The 15,346-nt window shown below is 62.8% G+C and carries 14 protein-coding genes; 7 read left to right on the top strand and 7 right to left on the bottom strand.

What is annotated here, in order from left to right; translation table 11 throughout:
• Positions 1–58: 58 nt before the first annotated feature.
• Positions 59–2,719 (bottom strand): alanine--tRNA ligase, encoded by a 2,661-nt coding sequence (gene alaS / locus DEJ54_RS13330; RefSeq protein ID WP_113154998.1) that lies wholly within the window; start codon positions 2,717–2,719, stop codon positions 59–61.
• A 206-nt stretch (positions 2,720–2,925) separates the two neighbouring features.
• The gene (gene recA / locus DEJ54_RS13325; protein ID WP_113154997.1) at positions 2,926–4,005 is read right to left on the bottom strand and encodes a recombinase RecA; all 1,080 of its coding nucleotides are present in this window, start codon (positions 4,003–4,005) and stop codon (positions 2,926–2,928) included.
• Between the two features lie 235 nt (positions 4,006–4,240).
• On the opposite strand from recA, the gene DEJ54_RS13320 reads away from it, so the two are divergent.
• Both DEJ54_RS13320 and DEJ54_RS13315 read left to right on the top strand, forming a co-directional pair.
• Positions 4,241–5,191 (top strand): carbohydrate kinase family protein, encoded by a 951-nt coding sequence (locus DEJ54_RS13320; RefSeq protein WP_113156268.1) that lies wholly within the window; start codon positions 4,241–4,243, stop codon positions 5,189–5,191.
• Positions 5,192–5,204: 13 nt separating this feature from the next.
• Complete coding sequence (locus DEJ54_RS13315; protein WP_113154996.1) at positions 5,205–6,122, top strand: pseudouridine-5'-phosphate glycosidase; 918 nt, start codon at positions 5,205–5,207, stop codon at positions 6,120–6,122.
• 86 nt (positions 6,123–6,208) lie between these two features.
• Here DEJ54_RS13315 and DEJ54_RS13310 read toward each other — a convergent pair whose 3' ends face one another.
• From DEJ54_RS13310 to DEJ54_RS13300, 3 genes are all read right to left on the bottom strand, one after another.
• Positions 6,209–6,868: an OmpA family protein gene (locus tag DEJ54_RS13310; RefSeq protein ID WP_113154995.1), complete on the bottom strand. Its 660-nt coding sequence runs from the start codon at positions 6,866–6,868 to the stop codon at positions 6,209–6,211.
• Positions 6,869–7,030: 162 nt separating this feature from the next.
• Positions 7,031–8,038, bottom strand: coding sequence for a GGDEF domain-containing protein (locus DEJ54_RS13305; protein WP_315900285.1), 1,008 nt, complete (start codon positions 8,036–8,038; stop codon positions 7,031–7,033).
• A 190-nt stretch (positions 8,039–8,228) separates the two neighbouring features.
• Positions 8,229–9,059: an aldo/keto reductase gene (locus DEJ54_RS13300; protein ID WP_113154993.1), complete on the bottom strand. Its 831-nt coding sequence runs from the start codon at positions 9,057–9,059 to the stop codon at positions 8,229–8,231.
• A gap of 87 nt (positions 9,060–9,146) precedes the next feature.
• On the opposite strand from DEJ54_RS13300, the gene DEJ54_RS13295 reads away from it, so the two are divergent.
• Positions 9,147–10,145 carry a heparan-alpha-glucosaminide N-acetyltransferase gene (locus DEJ54_RS13295; RefSeq protein WP_113154992.1) on the top strand — a complete coding sequence of 333 codons (999 nt, stop codon included), beginning with the start codon at positions 9,147–9,149 and terminating at the stop codon, positions 10,143–10,145.
• Positions 10,132–10,608, top strand: a complete 477-nt coding sequence (locus DEJ54_RS13290) for an isoprenylcysteine carboxylmethyltransferase family protein (RefSeq protein ID WP_113154991.1) — start codon at positions 10,132–10,134, stop codon at positions 10,606–10,608. The genes DEJ54_RS13295 and DEJ54_RS13290 overlap by 14 nt, the downstream gene beginning before the upstream one ends.
• A gap of 13 nt (positions 10,609–10,621) precedes the next feature.
• Here DEJ54_RS13290 and DEJ54_RS13285 read toward each other — a convergent pair whose 3' ends face one another.
• Positions 10,622–11,008 (bottom strand): MerR family DNA-binding transcriptional regulator, encoded by a 387-nt coding sequence (locus DEJ54_RS13285; RefSeq protein WP_113154990.1) that lies wholly within the window; start codon positions 11,006–11,008, stop codon positions 10,622–10,624.
• Between the two features lie 510 nt (positions 11,009–11,518).
• On the opposite strand from DEJ54_RS13285, the gene DEJ54_RS13280 reads away from it, so the two are divergent.
• The gene (locus DEJ54_RS13280) at positions 11,519–12,703 is read left to right on the top strand and encodes an MFS transporter (protein ID WP_113156267.1); all 1,185 of its coding nucleotides are present in this window, start codon (positions 11,519–11,521) and stop codon (positions 12,701–12,703) included.
• A gap of 48 nt (positions 12,704–12,751) precedes the next feature.
• Here DEJ54_RS13280 and mgtE read toward each other — a convergent pair whose 3' ends face one another.
• Positions 12,752–14,167 (bottom strand): magnesium transporter, encoded by a 1,416-nt coding sequence (gene mgtE / locus DEJ54_RS13275; RefSeq protein WP_113154989.1) that lies wholly within the window; start codon positions 14,165–14,167, stop codon positions 12,752–12,754.
• A gap of 345 nt (positions 14,168–14,512) precedes the next feature.
• Here mgtE and DEJ54_RS13270 point away from each other — a divergent pair, with 345 nt between their 5' ends.
• Complete coding sequence (locus DEJ54_RS13270) at positions 14,513–14,965, top strand: TspO/MBR family protein (protein WP_113154988.1); 453 nt, start codon at positions 14,513–14,515, stop codon at positions 14,963–14,965.
• A gap of 42 nt (positions 14,966–15,007) precedes the next feature.
• Positions 15,008–15,301 carry a hypothetical protein gene (locus DEJ54_RS13265; protein WP_113154987.1) on the top strand — a complete coding sequence of 98 codons (294 nt, stop codon included), beginning with the start codon at positions 15,008–15,010 and terminating at the stop codon, positions 15,299–15,301.
• Positions 15,302–15,346 lie beyond the last annotated feature (45 nt).

The raw sequence follows: 15,346 nt of genomic DNA, 5'->3' as shown, positions 1-15,346 counted from the left end.
CGCATCCGTCGGGACGCGCGGCGCTTGATGTTCACGTGTTTTCAGAGCTGGCGGCCAATCAGCCTTCCATCGCCGCCTTGACTGCGGCAATGGCTTCGGCGGCCTTCGAGCCATCGGGACCACCGGCCTGCGCCATGTCGGGACGACCGCCGCCGCCCTTGCCGCCAATGGCGGCAGACGCGACGCGCACGAGATCGACAGCGCTGAAGCGGTCGACCAGATCCTTGGTGACGCCCACCACGACGCTGGCCTTGCCTTCATCCGACGTGCCGACGAACACGGTGACGCCCGACCCCAGCGACGCCTTGCCATCATCGGCGAGCGGCTTCAGATCCTTGGGCGAAATGCCATCGACCACGCGGCCCATGAAGCCAACGCCGGCAACCGTCTCCGCGCCGCCATCCGAGGCGGAACCACCGCCGCCAAGGGCGAGTTTGCGGCGGGCTTCGCTCAACTCGCGCTCCAGCTTGCGGCGCTCTTCAAGCACGGCTTCCAGACGGGCGGGCACATCGGCGGGCGCGACCTTCAGCGCGCCGGCGGCGCGCTTCAGCTGCTGCTCCTGCTCGCCAAGATAATGGCGGGCAGCTTCGCCCGTGAGCGCCTCGAGACGACGAACACCGGCGGCGACCGCGCCTTCGGAGACGATGCGGATCAGGCCGATATCTCCGGTCGCCGTCACATGGGTGCCGCCACACAGTTCAAGCGAATAGGTCTTGCCTTCCTTCTCGCCATCCTGCGCGGTGCCCATGGAGACGACGCGAACCTCGTCGCCATATTTTTCGCCGAACAGCGCCATTGCGCCAGCCTCGATGGCGTCATCGACGGCCATGAGGTGCGTTTCGACCGGCGCGTTCTGGAGAACGATGCGGTTTGCGATGTCTTCCACGCGGGCAAGCTCGGCCTCGGTGATGGGCTTGGGGTGCGAGAAGTCGAAGCGCAGACGCTCGGGCGCGACCAGCGAGCCCTTCTGCGCCACATGCGAGCCCAGAACCTCGCGCAGCGCCTCGTGCAGGAGATGTGTTGCCGAATGGTTGGCGCGTACGCGGCGACGGCGCACGTGATCGACCTTCAGCGCGACGACATCGCCGACCTTGACCTGACCACCCTCGACGCGGCCCATGTGAACCAGCAGACCGTCGCCCTTCTTCTGGGTGTCGCCAATGGCGATGGAGAAGCCCTCTCCGGCAATCACGCCGGTGTCGCCCACCTGGCCACCGGACTCACCGTAGAACGGCGTCTGGTTGGTGACGACGATCACCTCGTCGCCATCGCTGGCGTGCTCGACCATCGCCCCATCGCGCACGAGAGCCGAAACCACGCCCTCGGCCTCTTCGGTTTCATAGCCGAGGAAGTCGCTGCCACCGGTCTTGTCCTTGACGGCGAACCAGACGGCCTCGGTTGCGGCCTCGCCGGAACCGGCCCAGTTGGCCCGCGCCTCGGCCTTCTGACGCTCCATCGCGTCATTGAAGCCGGTGAGATCGACATGGATGCCGCGCTGGCGCAGCGCATCCTGCGTCAGATCGAGCGGGAAGCCATAGGTGTCATAGAGTTTGAAGGCGGTCTCGCCATCGAGCCGGTCGCCCTCGTCCATGTCGCTGGTGGCGTCGGAGAGAAGCGTGAGACCGCGCGCGAGCGTCTTGCGGAAACGGGTTTCCTCGAGCTTGAGCGTTTCGGTGATGAGCGGCTCGCCGCGCACCAGCTCGGGATAGGCGCGGCCCATCTCGCGCACCAGCGCCGGCACGAGACGCCACATGAGCGGCTCCTTCGAACCGAGAAGCTGGGCGTGACGCATGGCGCGGCGCATGATGCGGCGCAGCACATAGCCGCGGCCTTCATTGGACGGCAGAACGCCATCGGCAATGAGGAAGCTCGCGGCGCGCAAATGGTCGGCGATGACCTTGTGGCTGGCATGCTGCGCGCCCTGCGCCTTGACGCCGGTGGCCTCTTCCGAAGCGTGGATCAGCGCGCGGAACAGGTCGATGTCGTAATTGTCATGCACGCCCTGCAGAACGGCTGCGACGCGCTCAAGCCCCATGCCCGTATCGATGGACGGACGCGGCAGGTTGACCCGCTCTTCCGGCGTCAGCTGCTCGAACTGCATGAAGACGAGATTCCAGATCTCGATGAAGCGGTCGCCATCCTCATCCGGGCTTCCGGGCGGACCGCCGGGGATGTCCTCGCCGTGATCGTAAAAAATTTCCGAGCACGGACCGCACGGGCCGGTATCGCCCATGGCCCAGAAATTGTCGTTGGTGGCGATGCGGATGATGCGCTCATCCGGCAGGCCGGCGATCTTCTTCCAGAACTCGGCTGCCTCGTCATCCGTGTGGTAGACGGTGACCAGAAGGCGCTTTGCATCGAGGCCGAATTCCCTGGTGACCAGGTTCCAGGCCAATTCGATGGCGCGGTCCTTGAAATAGTCGCCGAAGGAGAAATTGCCCATCATCTCGAAGAAGGTATGATGGCGGGCCGTGTAGCCGACATTGTCGAGATCGTTGTGCTTGCCGCCGGCGCGCACGCATTTCTGCGCCGTTACCGCGCGATCATAGGGCCGCGTTTCCAGACCGGTGAACACGTTCTTGAACGGCACCATGCCCGCATTGGTGAACATGAGGGTCGGATCGTTGCGCGGCACGAGCGGGCCGGAGGCCACGATCTCATGACCGTTTTTCTTGAAATAGTCGAGAAAGGTCGACCGGATGTCGTTGACGCCACTCATGTTTCAGCCTTTGCGAGAAGCCCGTCCAAGGGTGCGGGGAATAGAAGTCCGCCTTTTAACGCCAGCACCGGGACGTGTCCAGAAATCCCGTAAGCCAGCGCACATCATGCGGGCTTTACACAAAAAAACACCGCCGGCGAGCGGCGGTGTCTTGTCTTTCACAGTCAGCCAACGGTCACATCCGACAGTCGGCGTCACTCAAATTATCAATCGTCAGCGCCATCCTGGTCGCCGGGGCCGCCATCCTCAAGGAATTTTTCGGCGATGAGACCGGCATTCTGGCGCAGCGCCAGCTCGATCTCCTGCGCCGCCTCGGGATTGTCGCGCAGGAACTGCTTGGCGTTTTCACGCCCCTGCCCCAGACGCTGGGAATTGTAGGAGAACCATGCGCCCGACTTCTCGACGATCCCGGCCTTCACGCCAAGGTCGACCAGCTCGCCGGTCTTGGACACGCCCTCGCCATACATGATGTCGAACTCGACCTGCTTGAAGGGCGGAGCCATCTTGTTCTTCACCACCTTGATGCGGGTCTGGTTGCCGACCACTTCGTCACGGTCCTTGACGGAGCCGATGCGGCGAATGTCGAGACGGACCGAGGAGTAGAATTTCAGCGCGTTACCGCCCGTCGTCGTCTCGGGCGAGCCGAACATCACACCGATCTTCATGCGGATCTGGTTGATGAAGATGACCATGGTCTTGGAGCGCGAAATGGAAGCGGTGAGCTTGCGCAGCGCCTGGCTCATCAGGCGGGCCTGCATGCCTGGCAGGGAATCGCCCATCTCGCCTTCGATTTCGGCCCGCGGCGTCAGCGCGGCGACCGAGTCGACCACGATCACGTCGAGCGCGCCGGAGCGCACCAGCGTGTCACAGATCTCAAGCGCCTGCTCGCCCGTGTCGGGCTGCGAAATGAGAAGGTTTTCCAGATCGACGCCCAGTTTGCGGGCATAGACCGGATCGAGCGCATGCTCGGCGTCGATGAAGCCGCAAATGCCGCCCTTCTTCTGCGCCTCGGCCACCGTGTGCAGCGCGAGTGTCGTCTTACCGGAGCTTTCCGGGCCATAAATCTCGATAATACGGCCGCGCGGCAGACCGCCCACGCCCAGAGCAATATCGAGGCCCAGAGACCCGGTGGAGATGGTCTCGATCTCGACCACCTGATCGTTGGCGCCGAGCCGCATGATCGAGCCCTTGCCGAAGGACCGTTCAATCTGCGATAGCGCCGCGTCCAGAGCCTTGGTTTTGTCCACCGAATTATCCTCTACAAGCCGCAATGAATTCTGAGCCATGATACAACACCCCTTCGAGGTCAATGGAGGCGGTTCCGCCAAATCCGCGATGATTATCTGTACCTCTTTTGTTCTACTTTTGCAATAGGCACCAAAATATTGAAAAACATAGACAAACCAGATTTGTTCTATTTTTGTACGCGCAACAACATGCCGGACAGCCTCTCTGCCGCTCAGGAAGGCCGTGGCGGCGAAGGGGATTGCGGGGGCGCATTTCGATTCGCGGGAGAGCGCCATGAACGCGGATAAAACCCCTCGCCTGCTGGCCATTGGCGGCGCGCATCCGGACCGGCGCGGACGCCTTAATGCGCCGCACATTCCCGCCACATCCAACCCCGGACGGATGAGCGAAGAAGTGGGCGGCGGCATCTTCAATGCGGCGCGCATCGCGAGCCGACGCGGCGCTGCGGTGTCGCTCATGTCTCTTCGTGGCGGCGATGCAGCCGGCAGCGCCGTGGCGCGCGCCATCGAGGATGCGGGCTTTGAGGACCTCTCCGCCACGTTTCTCGACCGCGCGACGCCCAGCTATACGGCGATCCTCGACCATGATGGCGAGCTGATCACCGGGTTCGCGGACATGGCGCTTTACGATACGGCCTTTCCCAAACAGATGCGCCGCTCGAAGGCGCGGCATGCCGCCGAACAGGCCGATGCGATCCTGTGCGACGCCAACATGCCTGAAGATGCGGTGGCCAGACTTGCGGAGATCCGGGCCGGCGCGCCGCTCTACGCCATCGCGGTCTCGCCCGCAAAGGCGGGGCGGCTGACCGCCAGTTTTCCGCAGATCGCCGTTCTCTTCATGAATGTGCGCGAGGCGCGCAGCCTTGCAGGCCTTGATGACGAGGCCGCCCTTCCCCGCGCCATCGAGGCGCTGCGCGCGCTTGGCCTAAGCGCCGGCGTGATCACCGGGGGTGGCGGATCGGTCATGATTTTCACCCCCGAAGGGCTGTGGCAGATAACGCCGCCGCGGATCGATGAGATCGTGGACGTGACCGGTGCCGGCGATGCGCTGACCGGCGCGACGCTGACGGCGCTGATGCGCGGAACGCCCTTGCCGCAGGCCGTGCGCGAGGGCGTCGCGGCGTCCGGACTTGTGATCGCCAGCGCCTCGGCAGCGCCGGAATTCGACGATACCGCCTTCCATGCGGCGCTTGAGCGGGTGCCCGCGCCGCAACCAGTTTCATAAAGGAGCCTCCCCCGTGCAGTCCAAGAACATTATCGACATCCACGCGCCCGTCGCCGAAGCCCTTGCCGCCGGCAAGCCGGTGGTGGCTCTGGAAAGCACCATCATCACCCATGGCATGCCGTGGCCGCGCAACAATGAGATGGCGAGCGACGTGGAGGCTCTGATCCGTGAAGAAGGTGCTGTTCCCGCCACCATCGCCGTGATCGACGGGCGGCTGAAGGTCGGCCTTTCCGACCATGAGCGCGAGGCGCTGGCGCAGGCCAAGGATCCGATGAAGCTGTCGCGCGCCGACCTCGCCTTCGCCATTGCCGAAGGCAAGAGCGGCGGCACCACGGTGGCCGCGACCATGATTGCCGCGCAGATGGCCGGCATCCCGGTTTTCGCCACCGGCGGCATTGGCGGCGTTCACAAGGGCGCGGAGACGAGCTTCGACATTTCCGCCGATCTGGACGAGTTGGCCCAGACGCCGGTGATCGTCGTTTCGGCTGGCCCCAAGGCCATTCTCGACACGGAAAAGACGCTCGAGGTTCTGGAGACGCGCGGCGTGCCGGTCGTGGCCTATGGCACCGACACGATGCCGGCTTTCTGGTCGCGCCAGTCGCCCTACACCGCGCCGCTGCGGCTCGACACGGCCGAGGCGATTGCCCGTTTCCAGGCAACGCGCAGGGCGCTTGGCATCGACGGCGGAATGCTGATTGCCAACCCGGTTCCGGCGGATGAGGAAATCGCTGCCGACGTGATGGCCGGATACATCGCCACCGCCCAGAAGGAGGCGACCGAAAAGGGCATTTCGGGCAAGGATGTGACGCCGTTCCTGCTGGCCCGCATTCTGGAGCTGACCGATGGCGCAAGCCTCACCACCAACATTGCGCTGGTGAAGAACAATGCCCGCCTTGCCGCGCGGATCGCTGCCGCCATCGCCGCCGGCTGACCGCGCGACCTTATAACGGACACGAAAAAAGCCGCCGGCGATGCGCCGGCGGCTTTTCTTTTTGCGTATGACCGCTGTGTGCTCGATCAGGCGCCGGTGAGCGGCGACAGACGGATTTCCACGCGACGGTTCTGTGCGCGGCCTTCCGGCGTTGCGTTGGACGCAATCGGCTGGCTCTCGCCACGACCGATGACCGCGAAGCGCTGGCTGGCCGCGCCCTGCGAGATCAGGTAGCTGGCAACTGAGCTGGCGCGACGCTGCGACAGGTCCATGTTGTAGCTCGGGCTGCCGGTGGAATCGGTGAAGCCGAACACGTCGACGAGGGTGCGGTTGTACTTGTTGAGCACCAGCGCCACCGAATTCAGCGTGGAGTAGAACGCCGGCTGGATGGTCGACGAATCGGTTGCGAAGGTGATGTTCGACGGCATGTTGAGGATGATGTAGTCGCCCTGACGGGTGACGCTCACGCCCGTGCCCTGAAGCTGGCCGCGAAGCTGCGCTTCCTGCTGGTCCATATAGGAGCCAATGGCGCCGCCGGCGAGCGCACCGATGCCGGCGCCGATCAGCGCATTGCGGCGGTCATCGCCACCAGCCAGAAGTCCAATGCCCGCACCCGCCAGCGCGCCGAGCCCTGCGCCGCCGGCCGTGTTGGAGATCTTCTGCTGACCGGTATACGGGTCTGTGCTGGTCACGCAGCCGGCGGCAAAGCCCGCCACGAGCGCAACAGCGATGGATTTCTTCAACATGGTCAGTATCCTCACTTGAATGGAAAGCAGCGACATGAATCGCGCGCAAATCGCCCCTTGCCTCTCCGTTTAGCACAGATCGGTTGGAATTCGACGTCTTACCCGTCAAAGTGTAGGCAAAATTTAACAAAATGCGTGCGGCGCAATGCCTGGACTTAACCCTCAGTCCTGCCTGTAAAGAAGCCAGTTCTTCGTGAACTTCCCCTTGGGGATCCGCGAGAAGAGCGTTGCCCGGTTTCGACCGTCGACTTTCGACGCGTAAAGCGCCTGATCGGCCTTTGCGTAGAGCTCTTCGGCATCGCCGGCGTCTGCCGCCATGCACACGCCGAGCGAGATGTGGATGGGGCCGTAATTGCGAACGCCGGCCCCGATGACGAACTCCGCCTTTTCCACGGCGAGACGTATGGCTTCTGCAACCTTCATGGTCGCTTCTTCCGATAACCCCTCGACAATAATGGCGAATTCCTCGCCGCCGGTGCGCGCAACGAAGCAGTCTGTGGTCGACTGTGTCTTGAGGATCTGTGCAACGCCCTGAAGAATCCGGTCGCCCACCGGATGACCATAGTGATCGTTGAACGCCTTGAAGCCATCAATGTCTGCAAGGATCAGCGCGTGGAACATGACCGAGCGCTGGTCGTCATAGACATCCGCCATGCGCTTGTCGAAGGCACGCCGGTTCCAGATCCTGGTCAGCGGATCGGTGTCGGCGAGCTTCTTGTACTGGGCGAGCTTGGTGCGCATCTCTTCCAGCTCGTTGGACTTCTCCTCCATCGCCTGGCTGATCTGCCGCCCCTGCTGGATCGTGGTCTCGGTGGCGGCCGCCATGATGCCGACGATCTTGCGCAGAATGTCGTGCGAGAGATCGCGCCCGCTCAGGCCATTGGAGGTCTGATCGAGAATGACGCCGAATTTTTCCAGCGAACTGCGCTCGCGCCCCAGAAGCGAGAGAATGTCCTGCGCACGGGCTGCGATCTGCTCCTGTGCGCTCTCGACAACTGCCTGTCGCTTGTTCTGGGTGAAATATTTCAGGGAAAGCTTGTCCAGCGCTTCCTGCGTGGGACGGCCGTTCAGCGCCTCGAACTCGCGCACGAGATCGCGGTTGGAGCCGGTGAACACCTCATAGAAAATCTCGTAGTTGCGCGGCAGACCGCTAACCCCCATGCGACGCATGGAACTTGCGATCGTGCTGGCAATATCGGTGGGCCCCTTTCCCGGGACGTCTGACACCTGCAACATACGCCGTCCACCTTCCCCCAAAGGCATGTTGTCTCTCGCCGCGCGGACGCGTGACCGACGACAACCGCAAGTAAACTATTCAAGACCAGCTAACGCAGGGTTAACCCGTTGCGCAAGGCCGTATTCAGGCCATATCCCAGACCGGTGAGAAGTCATAATCGCATATGCGATAGCCGCGTTTACGCAGTGCGGAAACGGCAACCATTTCTTCACCGCTCAACGCGAAGTCGAAAATGCCTGCATTCTCGATCAGGCGATCCGGATTGGTGGTGCGGGGAATGGCAACGACGCCTTCCTGCTGGACATGCCAGCGAAGCACGATCTGCGCCGGGGTCTTGCCATGACGCGCGGCTGCATCGGCAATTGCAGGCTGTGCGAAAAGATCGCCACCACGCGACAGCGGACAATAGGAGACCATGGCCATGCCAGCGTCGCGGCATGCCTGATACACCTTCTCCTGATCGAGATAGGGGTGATACTCCACCTGATTGGCCACCAGCGGCGCATCCGACAGGCGCACGGCCTCGGCAAGAAGCGCGGTCGGGAAATTGGAAACGCCGATATGGCGGGCAAGCCCGCTCTCACGCACACGGTTGAGCGCCGCAATGCTTTCGGACAGAGCGACATCGGGGTTCGGCCAGTGAATGAGCAAGAGGTCGACATGGCCGAGACCGAGCCGCGCACAGCTCTCTTCTGCAGACCGTTCGAGGTCGCCAGCGCCGATATTGGTCCACCAGACCTTGGTGGTGACGAAAATTTCTTCGCGCGCGAGCCCCGATGCGCGCAGGCCGGCGCCCACGGCTTCCTCGTTCTCATAAGCCGCTGCGGTGTCGATGTGCCGGTATCCGGACTTCAGCGCGTGGGTGACGAGATCAGCGCAGGTCTGCCCCTTCAAGGTCCAGGTTCCCATTCCCAGAGCAGGAATGGACGCGCCGTTTGCTTCAACCATGTGCATAGAAACCCTCTCCGTCTTTCGGCCACTTTTAGCGCCGACTAATATAAGCACAACACATAACAGTCATTTTTCAGGGGCGGAGCATATATGCGGCATCGGGCGGCAGGGAAGACGCGCATCGAAGCCATCGACATTGCGCGCGGTATCGCCCTCTTCGCCATGGCTGTCTACCATTTCGGGTGGGACCTCGAATTCTTCGGCTATATGGAGCCGGGAACGACCGTAACCGGCGGCTGGAAGCTCTTTGCCCGCAGCATCGCCACATCGTTCATCTTTCTGGTCGGCGTAGGTCTTTTTCTCGCCCATGAGAAGGGGATTCGCTGGAGGAGTTTCGCAAAGCGGCTGTTGATGATTATCAGTGCGGCGGCTGCCATTTCGCTTGCCACATGGTTCGCCTTTCCCTCGGGCTTCATCTTCTTCGGCATTCTCCATCACATCGCGCTTGCGAGCCTGCTCGGCCTGGCGTTTCTGCGCTTTCCGGCATGGAGCCTTCTTGCTCTGGCAGCACTTGTAGCGGCGGCACCCCATTTCCTGCGCTCGGCTTTTTTCGACACGCCGGCGCTTTGGTGGGTTGGCCTTTCGACGTTCCGCCCCCCTTCCAACGATTATGTGCCGCTGTTTCCGTGGTTTGCGGCCACGCTCGCCGGGATCGCGGCGGCGCGCATCGCCCGCGACAGCGGCTTCCTCAACTGGCTCTCGCTGATGAAGCCGGCGCGCTGGCATGCGCCATTCACCTTTGCGGGCCGGCACAGCCTCGCCTTCTATCTGCTGCATCAGCCGGTGCTGATCGGCTGCGTGTGGGTGCTGGCGCAGATCTGGCCGTCGGCAGTGGAGCCCGCCGAGATCCGCTTCACCAAGGCCTGTGCGAGCCAGTGCCTTGAGAGCCGCGACGAGGCTTTCTGCACCGCATATTGCGCTTGCTTTACCGATACGCTGAAGGTGGAAGGCCGGCTGGATGCGCTGATGACATCAACGCCGGGAATGGAAACGCAAAGCCGCTTGAGTGAAATCGCTGCCGAATGCACTATGACCGCTGAAACGGGGAGCGATTTTACGGAGCGGGACACTTCGAATGAACGACCATGAACAGCGACCGGCGTGCTTTCCCTGGCCACCGGTGATTTATCTCTCGGCCATCGTGATCGCGGCGGTGCTTGGCATTTTCTATCCCCTGCCGTGGATCGGGCCGCCGCTTTCCGATCTTCTGTTCGCCATCGGCTGGCTGCTGATCGCAGGCTTCGTGTTCATCGACCTGCAGGCCATGCGCACGCTGCACAGGGCGGGCACGGCGATCCTGCCGACGCGCGGCGCAGACACGCTGGTGACGAGCGGCCCCTTCTCATTCAGCCGCAACCCGATCTATCTCGGCAATTCCATGCTGACGGCGGGCATCGGGCTTGTGGCGGGAAATGCGTGGTTTTTCGCGAGCCTCATCGTCGCCTGCTTCCTGACGCAGAAACTGGCCATCGAGCCCGAGGAAAAGCATCTCGGCCTGCGGTTCGGCAAGAAATACCGGGATTATCAGAAGCGGGTGCGCCGCTGGTTCTGAGGCGGCTTGGGCGTCAGGTGTTGACGCCGAGCTCGGCAAGGCGCTCCACGCAGGACTCTTCCGCGCGGCTTAACTCATCGAGCGTGTCTTCAAGATCACGGCGCTTCTGGCGCAGATCCTGCTGCTTTTCCGAAATGCGCGCCAGCATGAGCTTGAGCTGGCCAATCTCGCCGGGCGGCGCCTTGTAGACATCGATGATCTCGCGGATTTCGGCGATGGAAAAACCGATGCTGCGCCCGCGCAGGATCTGGCGCACCAGATGCCGGTCGGACGGGCGGTAAAGACGGGTGCGCCCACGACGCACGGGCTTGATCAGCCCTTCATCCTCATAGAAGCGAAGCGTTCTGGTGGATATGCCGAACTCACGCGTCAGCTCGGTGATGGAATAATAGTCGCGCATGGCTTTTCGCCCTTTGCTTCCGGCCCCCTGCCCGGTCGTTCATCAACCGGCGCCCCCAGGAATATGCCGCGATTTATCGTGTTCGACAGAAAGCCGATCACGCCGGACCAGCAAACCATCAAGACCCGCCATCCACTTCAGTCGATTCCCTTAAAGCGCGCAGCGGGCACGTAAACTGCCACGGCCCTTACGTAAAAGTCAATTTTCCGCTGTGCACCATTATCCTTTAGACAGGAGAGACACTTGTGCTGTCCCGCTCCAGGCTTTGTGCTGGCGGGGTATACGGCCCGTATGCCATGGCGGGGCGCGCGGGCATGGACAGGCATGACAGGGCGACTGGCCCTACGGTGGCGCATCGCCACGCGCTATGAGAATAGCTGTTCAGGATCGAACCTGTTTCGGCAGGCGCATATGGACGCCTCTCACGAGCAAGGATGACAAGACGTGCATTTGCGCAGCCTCTACAGCGCCGGCGACAACGCGATTGACGGACCCTATGCCTGGTTCCGGATGACGATCGCGATCCTGATCGGCACCTTCGGCACTGTGGGGCTCTGGGCCTTTGTCGTGGTTCTGCCGCCCATTCAAGCAGAGTTTGGCGTCGACCGCGCGGCGGCATCCCTGCCCTATACAAGCGCGATGGTCGGATTTGCGCTGGGCAATGTGCTTCTTGGGCGCTTTGCCGACCGGACCGGCGTGGCGATGCCGGTGGCGATTGCCGGTGCGGCGCTGGGCGCAGGCTTCATCCTCTCCGGTTTCACGACCGCGCTCTGGCAATTTGTCATCCTTCAGGTTCTGATCGGACTGGGCGGCGCGGCCTGTTTCGGGCCGCTTCTGGCGGACATTTCGCACTGGTTCGAAAAGCGCCGCGGCATCGCGGTGGCGGCGGTGGCCTGCGGCAATTACCTGTCCGGTGTCCTGTGGCCGACCGTCATCAAGCTTGCGCTGGAACACACGAGCTGGCGCGTGACCTTTCTGGGCATTGGCATTTTCTGCATTGTCAGCATCGTGCCGCTGGCGCTCCTGATGCGCGCAAAGCCTGTCGTGCAGGAGGCGGATGAAATGCCGGGCGCACAGGCGCGGCGACCGGGCGGACGACGCCCCATCGACCTGTCGCCGCGCGCGCTTCAGAGCCTGCTCGTTCTGGCCGGTCTCGGCTGCTGTGTCGCCATGTCGATGCCACAGGTGCACATCGTCGCCTACTGCATCGATCTGGGCTACGACATTGCGCGCGGCGCGGAAATGCTGTCGCTGATGCTGGGCGCGGGCATTGCAAGCCGCCTGATCTCCGGCGTGCTCGCAGACAAAATCGGCGGCGTGCCGACACTGCTGCTCGGCTCCGTGCTACAGGGCCTTTCGCTGCTTCTCTACATTCCGTTCAACGGGCTCGCTTCGCTCTACATGGTGTCGTTCATCTTCGGCCTGTCGCAGGGCGGCATCATTCCGAGCTACGCGATCATCGTGCGCGAATATCTGCCGGCGCGCGAAGCGGGCCAGCGCATGGGCGTGGTGATCATGGCGACCATTATCGGCATGGCGCTGGGCGGCTGGATGTCGGGCTGGATCTACGATCTGACCGGCTCCTACCAGGCGGCGTTCCTCAACGGGATCGCATGGAACCTGGGCAATGTGGCCATCGCGTTCTTCATTCTCTATCGCGCGCGCCGCTCGGCCATGGCAGCCGTTCCGGCCTGAGCAATTCCGGGCGGAAATGCGGTTCCCGCTTTTCCTGGAATTGCTCTACTAGACCCCAAACCACCAGGTCGCCAGACCGAGGAAGGCGAAGAAACCCACCACATCCGTCACGGCCGTCACGAAGACGGCCGAGGCGACGGCCGGATCGGCCCCTACCCGGTCGAGCAGAAGCGGGATGAGAATGCCGCCAAGCGCCGCCACGAACATGTTGATGATCATGGCGGCGGCGATGATGCCGCCCAGATTGTAATCCTGGAACCACGCGGCGGCGACAGCGCCGATCAAAATCGCGAAAACGATGCCGTTGAACACGCCGACGCCCATCTCACGACGGATGATGCGACCGGCATTGTAGATATCGATGTCGCGGGTGGCGAGCGCGCGCACGGTGACCGTCATGGTCTGCGAGCCGGCATTGCCGCCCATACCGGCGACGATGGGCATCAGGATGGCGAGCGCCACCACTTTTTCGATCGTGTCGTCGAACAGGCCGATCACCGACGCTGCAAGGAAAGCGGTGATGAGGTTCACCATCAGCCATGGCACGCGCGAGCGCGCGGCCGTCCACACGCGGTCGGAGAGTTCTTCATCACCCACGCCGCCAAGGCGCAGAAGATCCTCCTCGGCCTCCTGCTGGATGACGTCGACCACGTCATCAATGGTCAGGACACCCACGAGGCGCTCATTGTCGTCCACGACGGCGGCGGACAGAAGATCGTATTTTTCAAAGATCTGCGCCGCCTCTTCCTGATCCATCGTGGCCGGAATGGCGTGGCGCGTCTCCCGCATGATGTCTTCGATCTTGGTGCCCCGCCCGGTGCGCAGGATGCGGTCGAGATCGACCGCGCCCACGAGGCGGAAGGTCGGATCGATGACGAATATCTGCGAAAAGCTCTCCGGAAGGTTCTGCTCCTCGCGCATGTAGTCGATGGTCTGGCCGACGGTCCAAAACGGCGGCACGGCGACGAATTCCGTCTGCATGCGCCGGCCGGCGGTTTCGTCCGGGTAGCCAAGCGACCGGCGCAGCCGCACCCGCTCGGTGAACGGAAGCTGGGCGAGAATCTCGTCCTGATCGGACTGTTCCAGATCTTCCAGAATGTAGACGGCGTCATCCGAATCGAGCTGTTCGACGGCGCGCGCGACCTGCGCATTGGGCAGGTTTTCGAGAATTTCGAGACGGATCGCCTCATCGACCTCGGTCAGCGCCGTATAGTCGAAATCGTCGCCCATCAGCACGACCAGCGCGAGGCGCTGATCCGGCAGGAGGGCTTCGAGCAGATCGCCGATTTCGGACTGGTGGAGCGAACTCACCTCTTGTCTGAGGGTGATCGTGTCCCGGTCGGCTATGGCTGCGCCGATATGGGCCAGGAACGGCGCGGAGACGACGCCATCCTCGTCATAAATGCCCAGACCGTCGGCGGCTTCCGCCCCGGTTTTCTCGTCCAGTCCTTCAGGCTCGCTCAAATGGTCCTCCCTGGCTGGGAATTGCGGCTTTGTGAACGGGCACGGCCCTCATCCGGCAATACAGAGGCGCGCGCCGCACGGCAACCGCGACAGGGCGCTTTCCGCCAGAGAAATTCCGCCCGGGCCCCGCCCCTGCCTGAGTAGCGGTCACACGTCTGCCAGAACAATAATGCCGGTGAATTGGCATTGTTCCCCCTGGGGTTCCCCTTGGGGTTCCCACTGGGGACGGGGCAAAACACTCTTCTTTTGCATCACCTCGCCTTGAAATCCGCAGCGAAACGGACATGTGATCTGCACGGAAGCACGCAGCCACCTCCCCTCAAGAACATCAATACGGATCAAACCATGCCCATCATTCGCGTCCTGCCGGTCTTTCTGCTTCTCGTTGTCGGCGCGGGTCTCGCCATCGGATACATCACCGCGCCCGGCCCCTGGTATGCGGCGCTGGCAAAGCCGGCCTTCAACCCGCCAAACTGGGTGTTCGCGCCGGTCTGGACCATTCTCTATGTGCTGATCGCGGTGGCGGGCGCACGGACATGGCAGCGCGCACGGCATGGCATGGCGATGCGGCTCTGGTGGCTTCAGCTCGTCTTGAACTTCGCCTGGTCGCCGGCCTTCTTCGTGCTGCATCAGGTGGGGCTCGCCCTGCTGATCATCCTGCTTCTGGCGGCAACGATCACCGCCTTCATTGCAGCAAGCTGGCGCTCGGACCGTGCATCGGCGCTGATGTTCCTGCCCTATGCGGCATGGGTGTTCTTCGCGGCCCTTCTGAACGGGGCCATTCTCTCGCTCAACTGAGCCTCCCTGTCGAAACGCAGCCTGGCACACTACATAAGGGCCATGAGCACAGTTCTGAAAGACGGGTTACGCATTGCCGGCACGGCCTTCGCATTTGCAGCGGTGGCCATGGCGGCTGCAATGCCGGTTCATGCGGCAGAAGACGCGAAGACGCTGACCGAAGCGGAACGCGCCCGACAGGGGCGCGCCGAAAGCGAGGCCGAACGGACCCGCGACCTGATGGACGACCAGCACCGAGATTGGCTGCGCCAGCAGCAGGACCTCAAATACCGTATCCAGCCGGTGCAGCCGGATCTGGATGTTCCGATCTACACGGCCCCGCCGCGGCTTTACTAGATCGCCGCGCCTTCATCCGGACCCACAAAAAAACCACGCGCCGTT

This window comes from Nitratireductor sp. OM-1, from assembly GCF_003296175.1.
Lineage (GTDB): Bacteria > Pseudomonadota > Alphaproteobacteria > Rhizobiales > Rhizobiaceae > Nitratireductor > Nitratireductor aquimarinus.
This window is presented reverse-complemented; position numbering and strand designations above follow the sequence as displayed.

What these genes read in the sequence shown, in the direction of transcription:
- alaS (WP_113154998.1), bottom strand. Translation starts at nt 2,719, where the DNA reads ATGAGTGGCGTCAACGACATCCGGTCGACCTTTCTCGACTATTTCAAG.
- recA (WP_113154997.1), bottom strand. Translation starts at nt 4,005, where the DNA reads ATGGCTCAGAATTCATTGCGGCTTGTAGAGGATAATTCGGTGGACAAA.
- DEJ54_RS13320 (WP_113156268.1), top strand. Translation starts at nt 4,241, where the DNA reads ATGAACGCGGATAAAACCCCTCGCCTGCTGGCCATTGGCGGCGCGCAT.
- DEJ54_RS13310 (WP_113154995.1), bottom strand. Translation starts at nt 6,868, where the DNA reads ATGTTGAAGAAATCCATCGCTGTTGCGCTCGTGGCGGGCTTTGCCGCC.
- DEJ54_RS13305 (WP_315900285.1), bottom strand. Translation starts at nt 8,038, where the DNA reads ATGCGTCGCATGGGGGTTAGCGGTCTGCCGCGCAACTACGAGATTTTC.
- DEJ54_RS13300 (WP_113154993.1), bottom strand. Translation starts at nt 9,059, where the DNA reads ATGCACATGGTTGAAGCAAACGGCGCGTCCATTCCTGCTCTGGGAATG.
- DEJ54_RS13295 (WP_113154992.1), top strand. Translation starts at nt 9,147, where the DNA reads ATGCGGCATCGGGCGGCAGGGAAGACGCGCATCGAAGCCATCGACATT.
- DEJ54_RS13290 (WP_113154991.1), top strand. Translation starts at nt 10,132, where the DNA reads ATGAACGACCATGAACAGCGACCGGCGTGCTTTCCCTGGCCACCGGTG.
- DEJ54_RS13285 (WP_113154990.1), bottom strand. Translation starts at nt 11,008, where the DNA reads ATGCGCGACTATTATTCCATCACCGAGCTGACGCGTGAGTTCGGCATA.
- DEJ54_RS13280 (WP_113156267.1), top strand. Translation starts at nt 11,519, where the DNA reads ATGACGATCGCGATCCTGATCGGCACCTTCGGCACTGTGGGGCTCTGG.
- DEJ54_RS13270 (WP_113154988.1), top strand. Translation starts at nt 14,513, where the DNA reads ATGCCCATCATTCGCGTCCTGCCGGTCTTTCTGCTTCTCGTTGTCGGC.
- DEJ54_RS13265 (WP_113154987.1), top strand. Translation starts at nt 15,008, where the DNA reads ATGAGCACAGTTCTGAAAGACGGGTTACGCATTGCCGGCACGGCCTTC.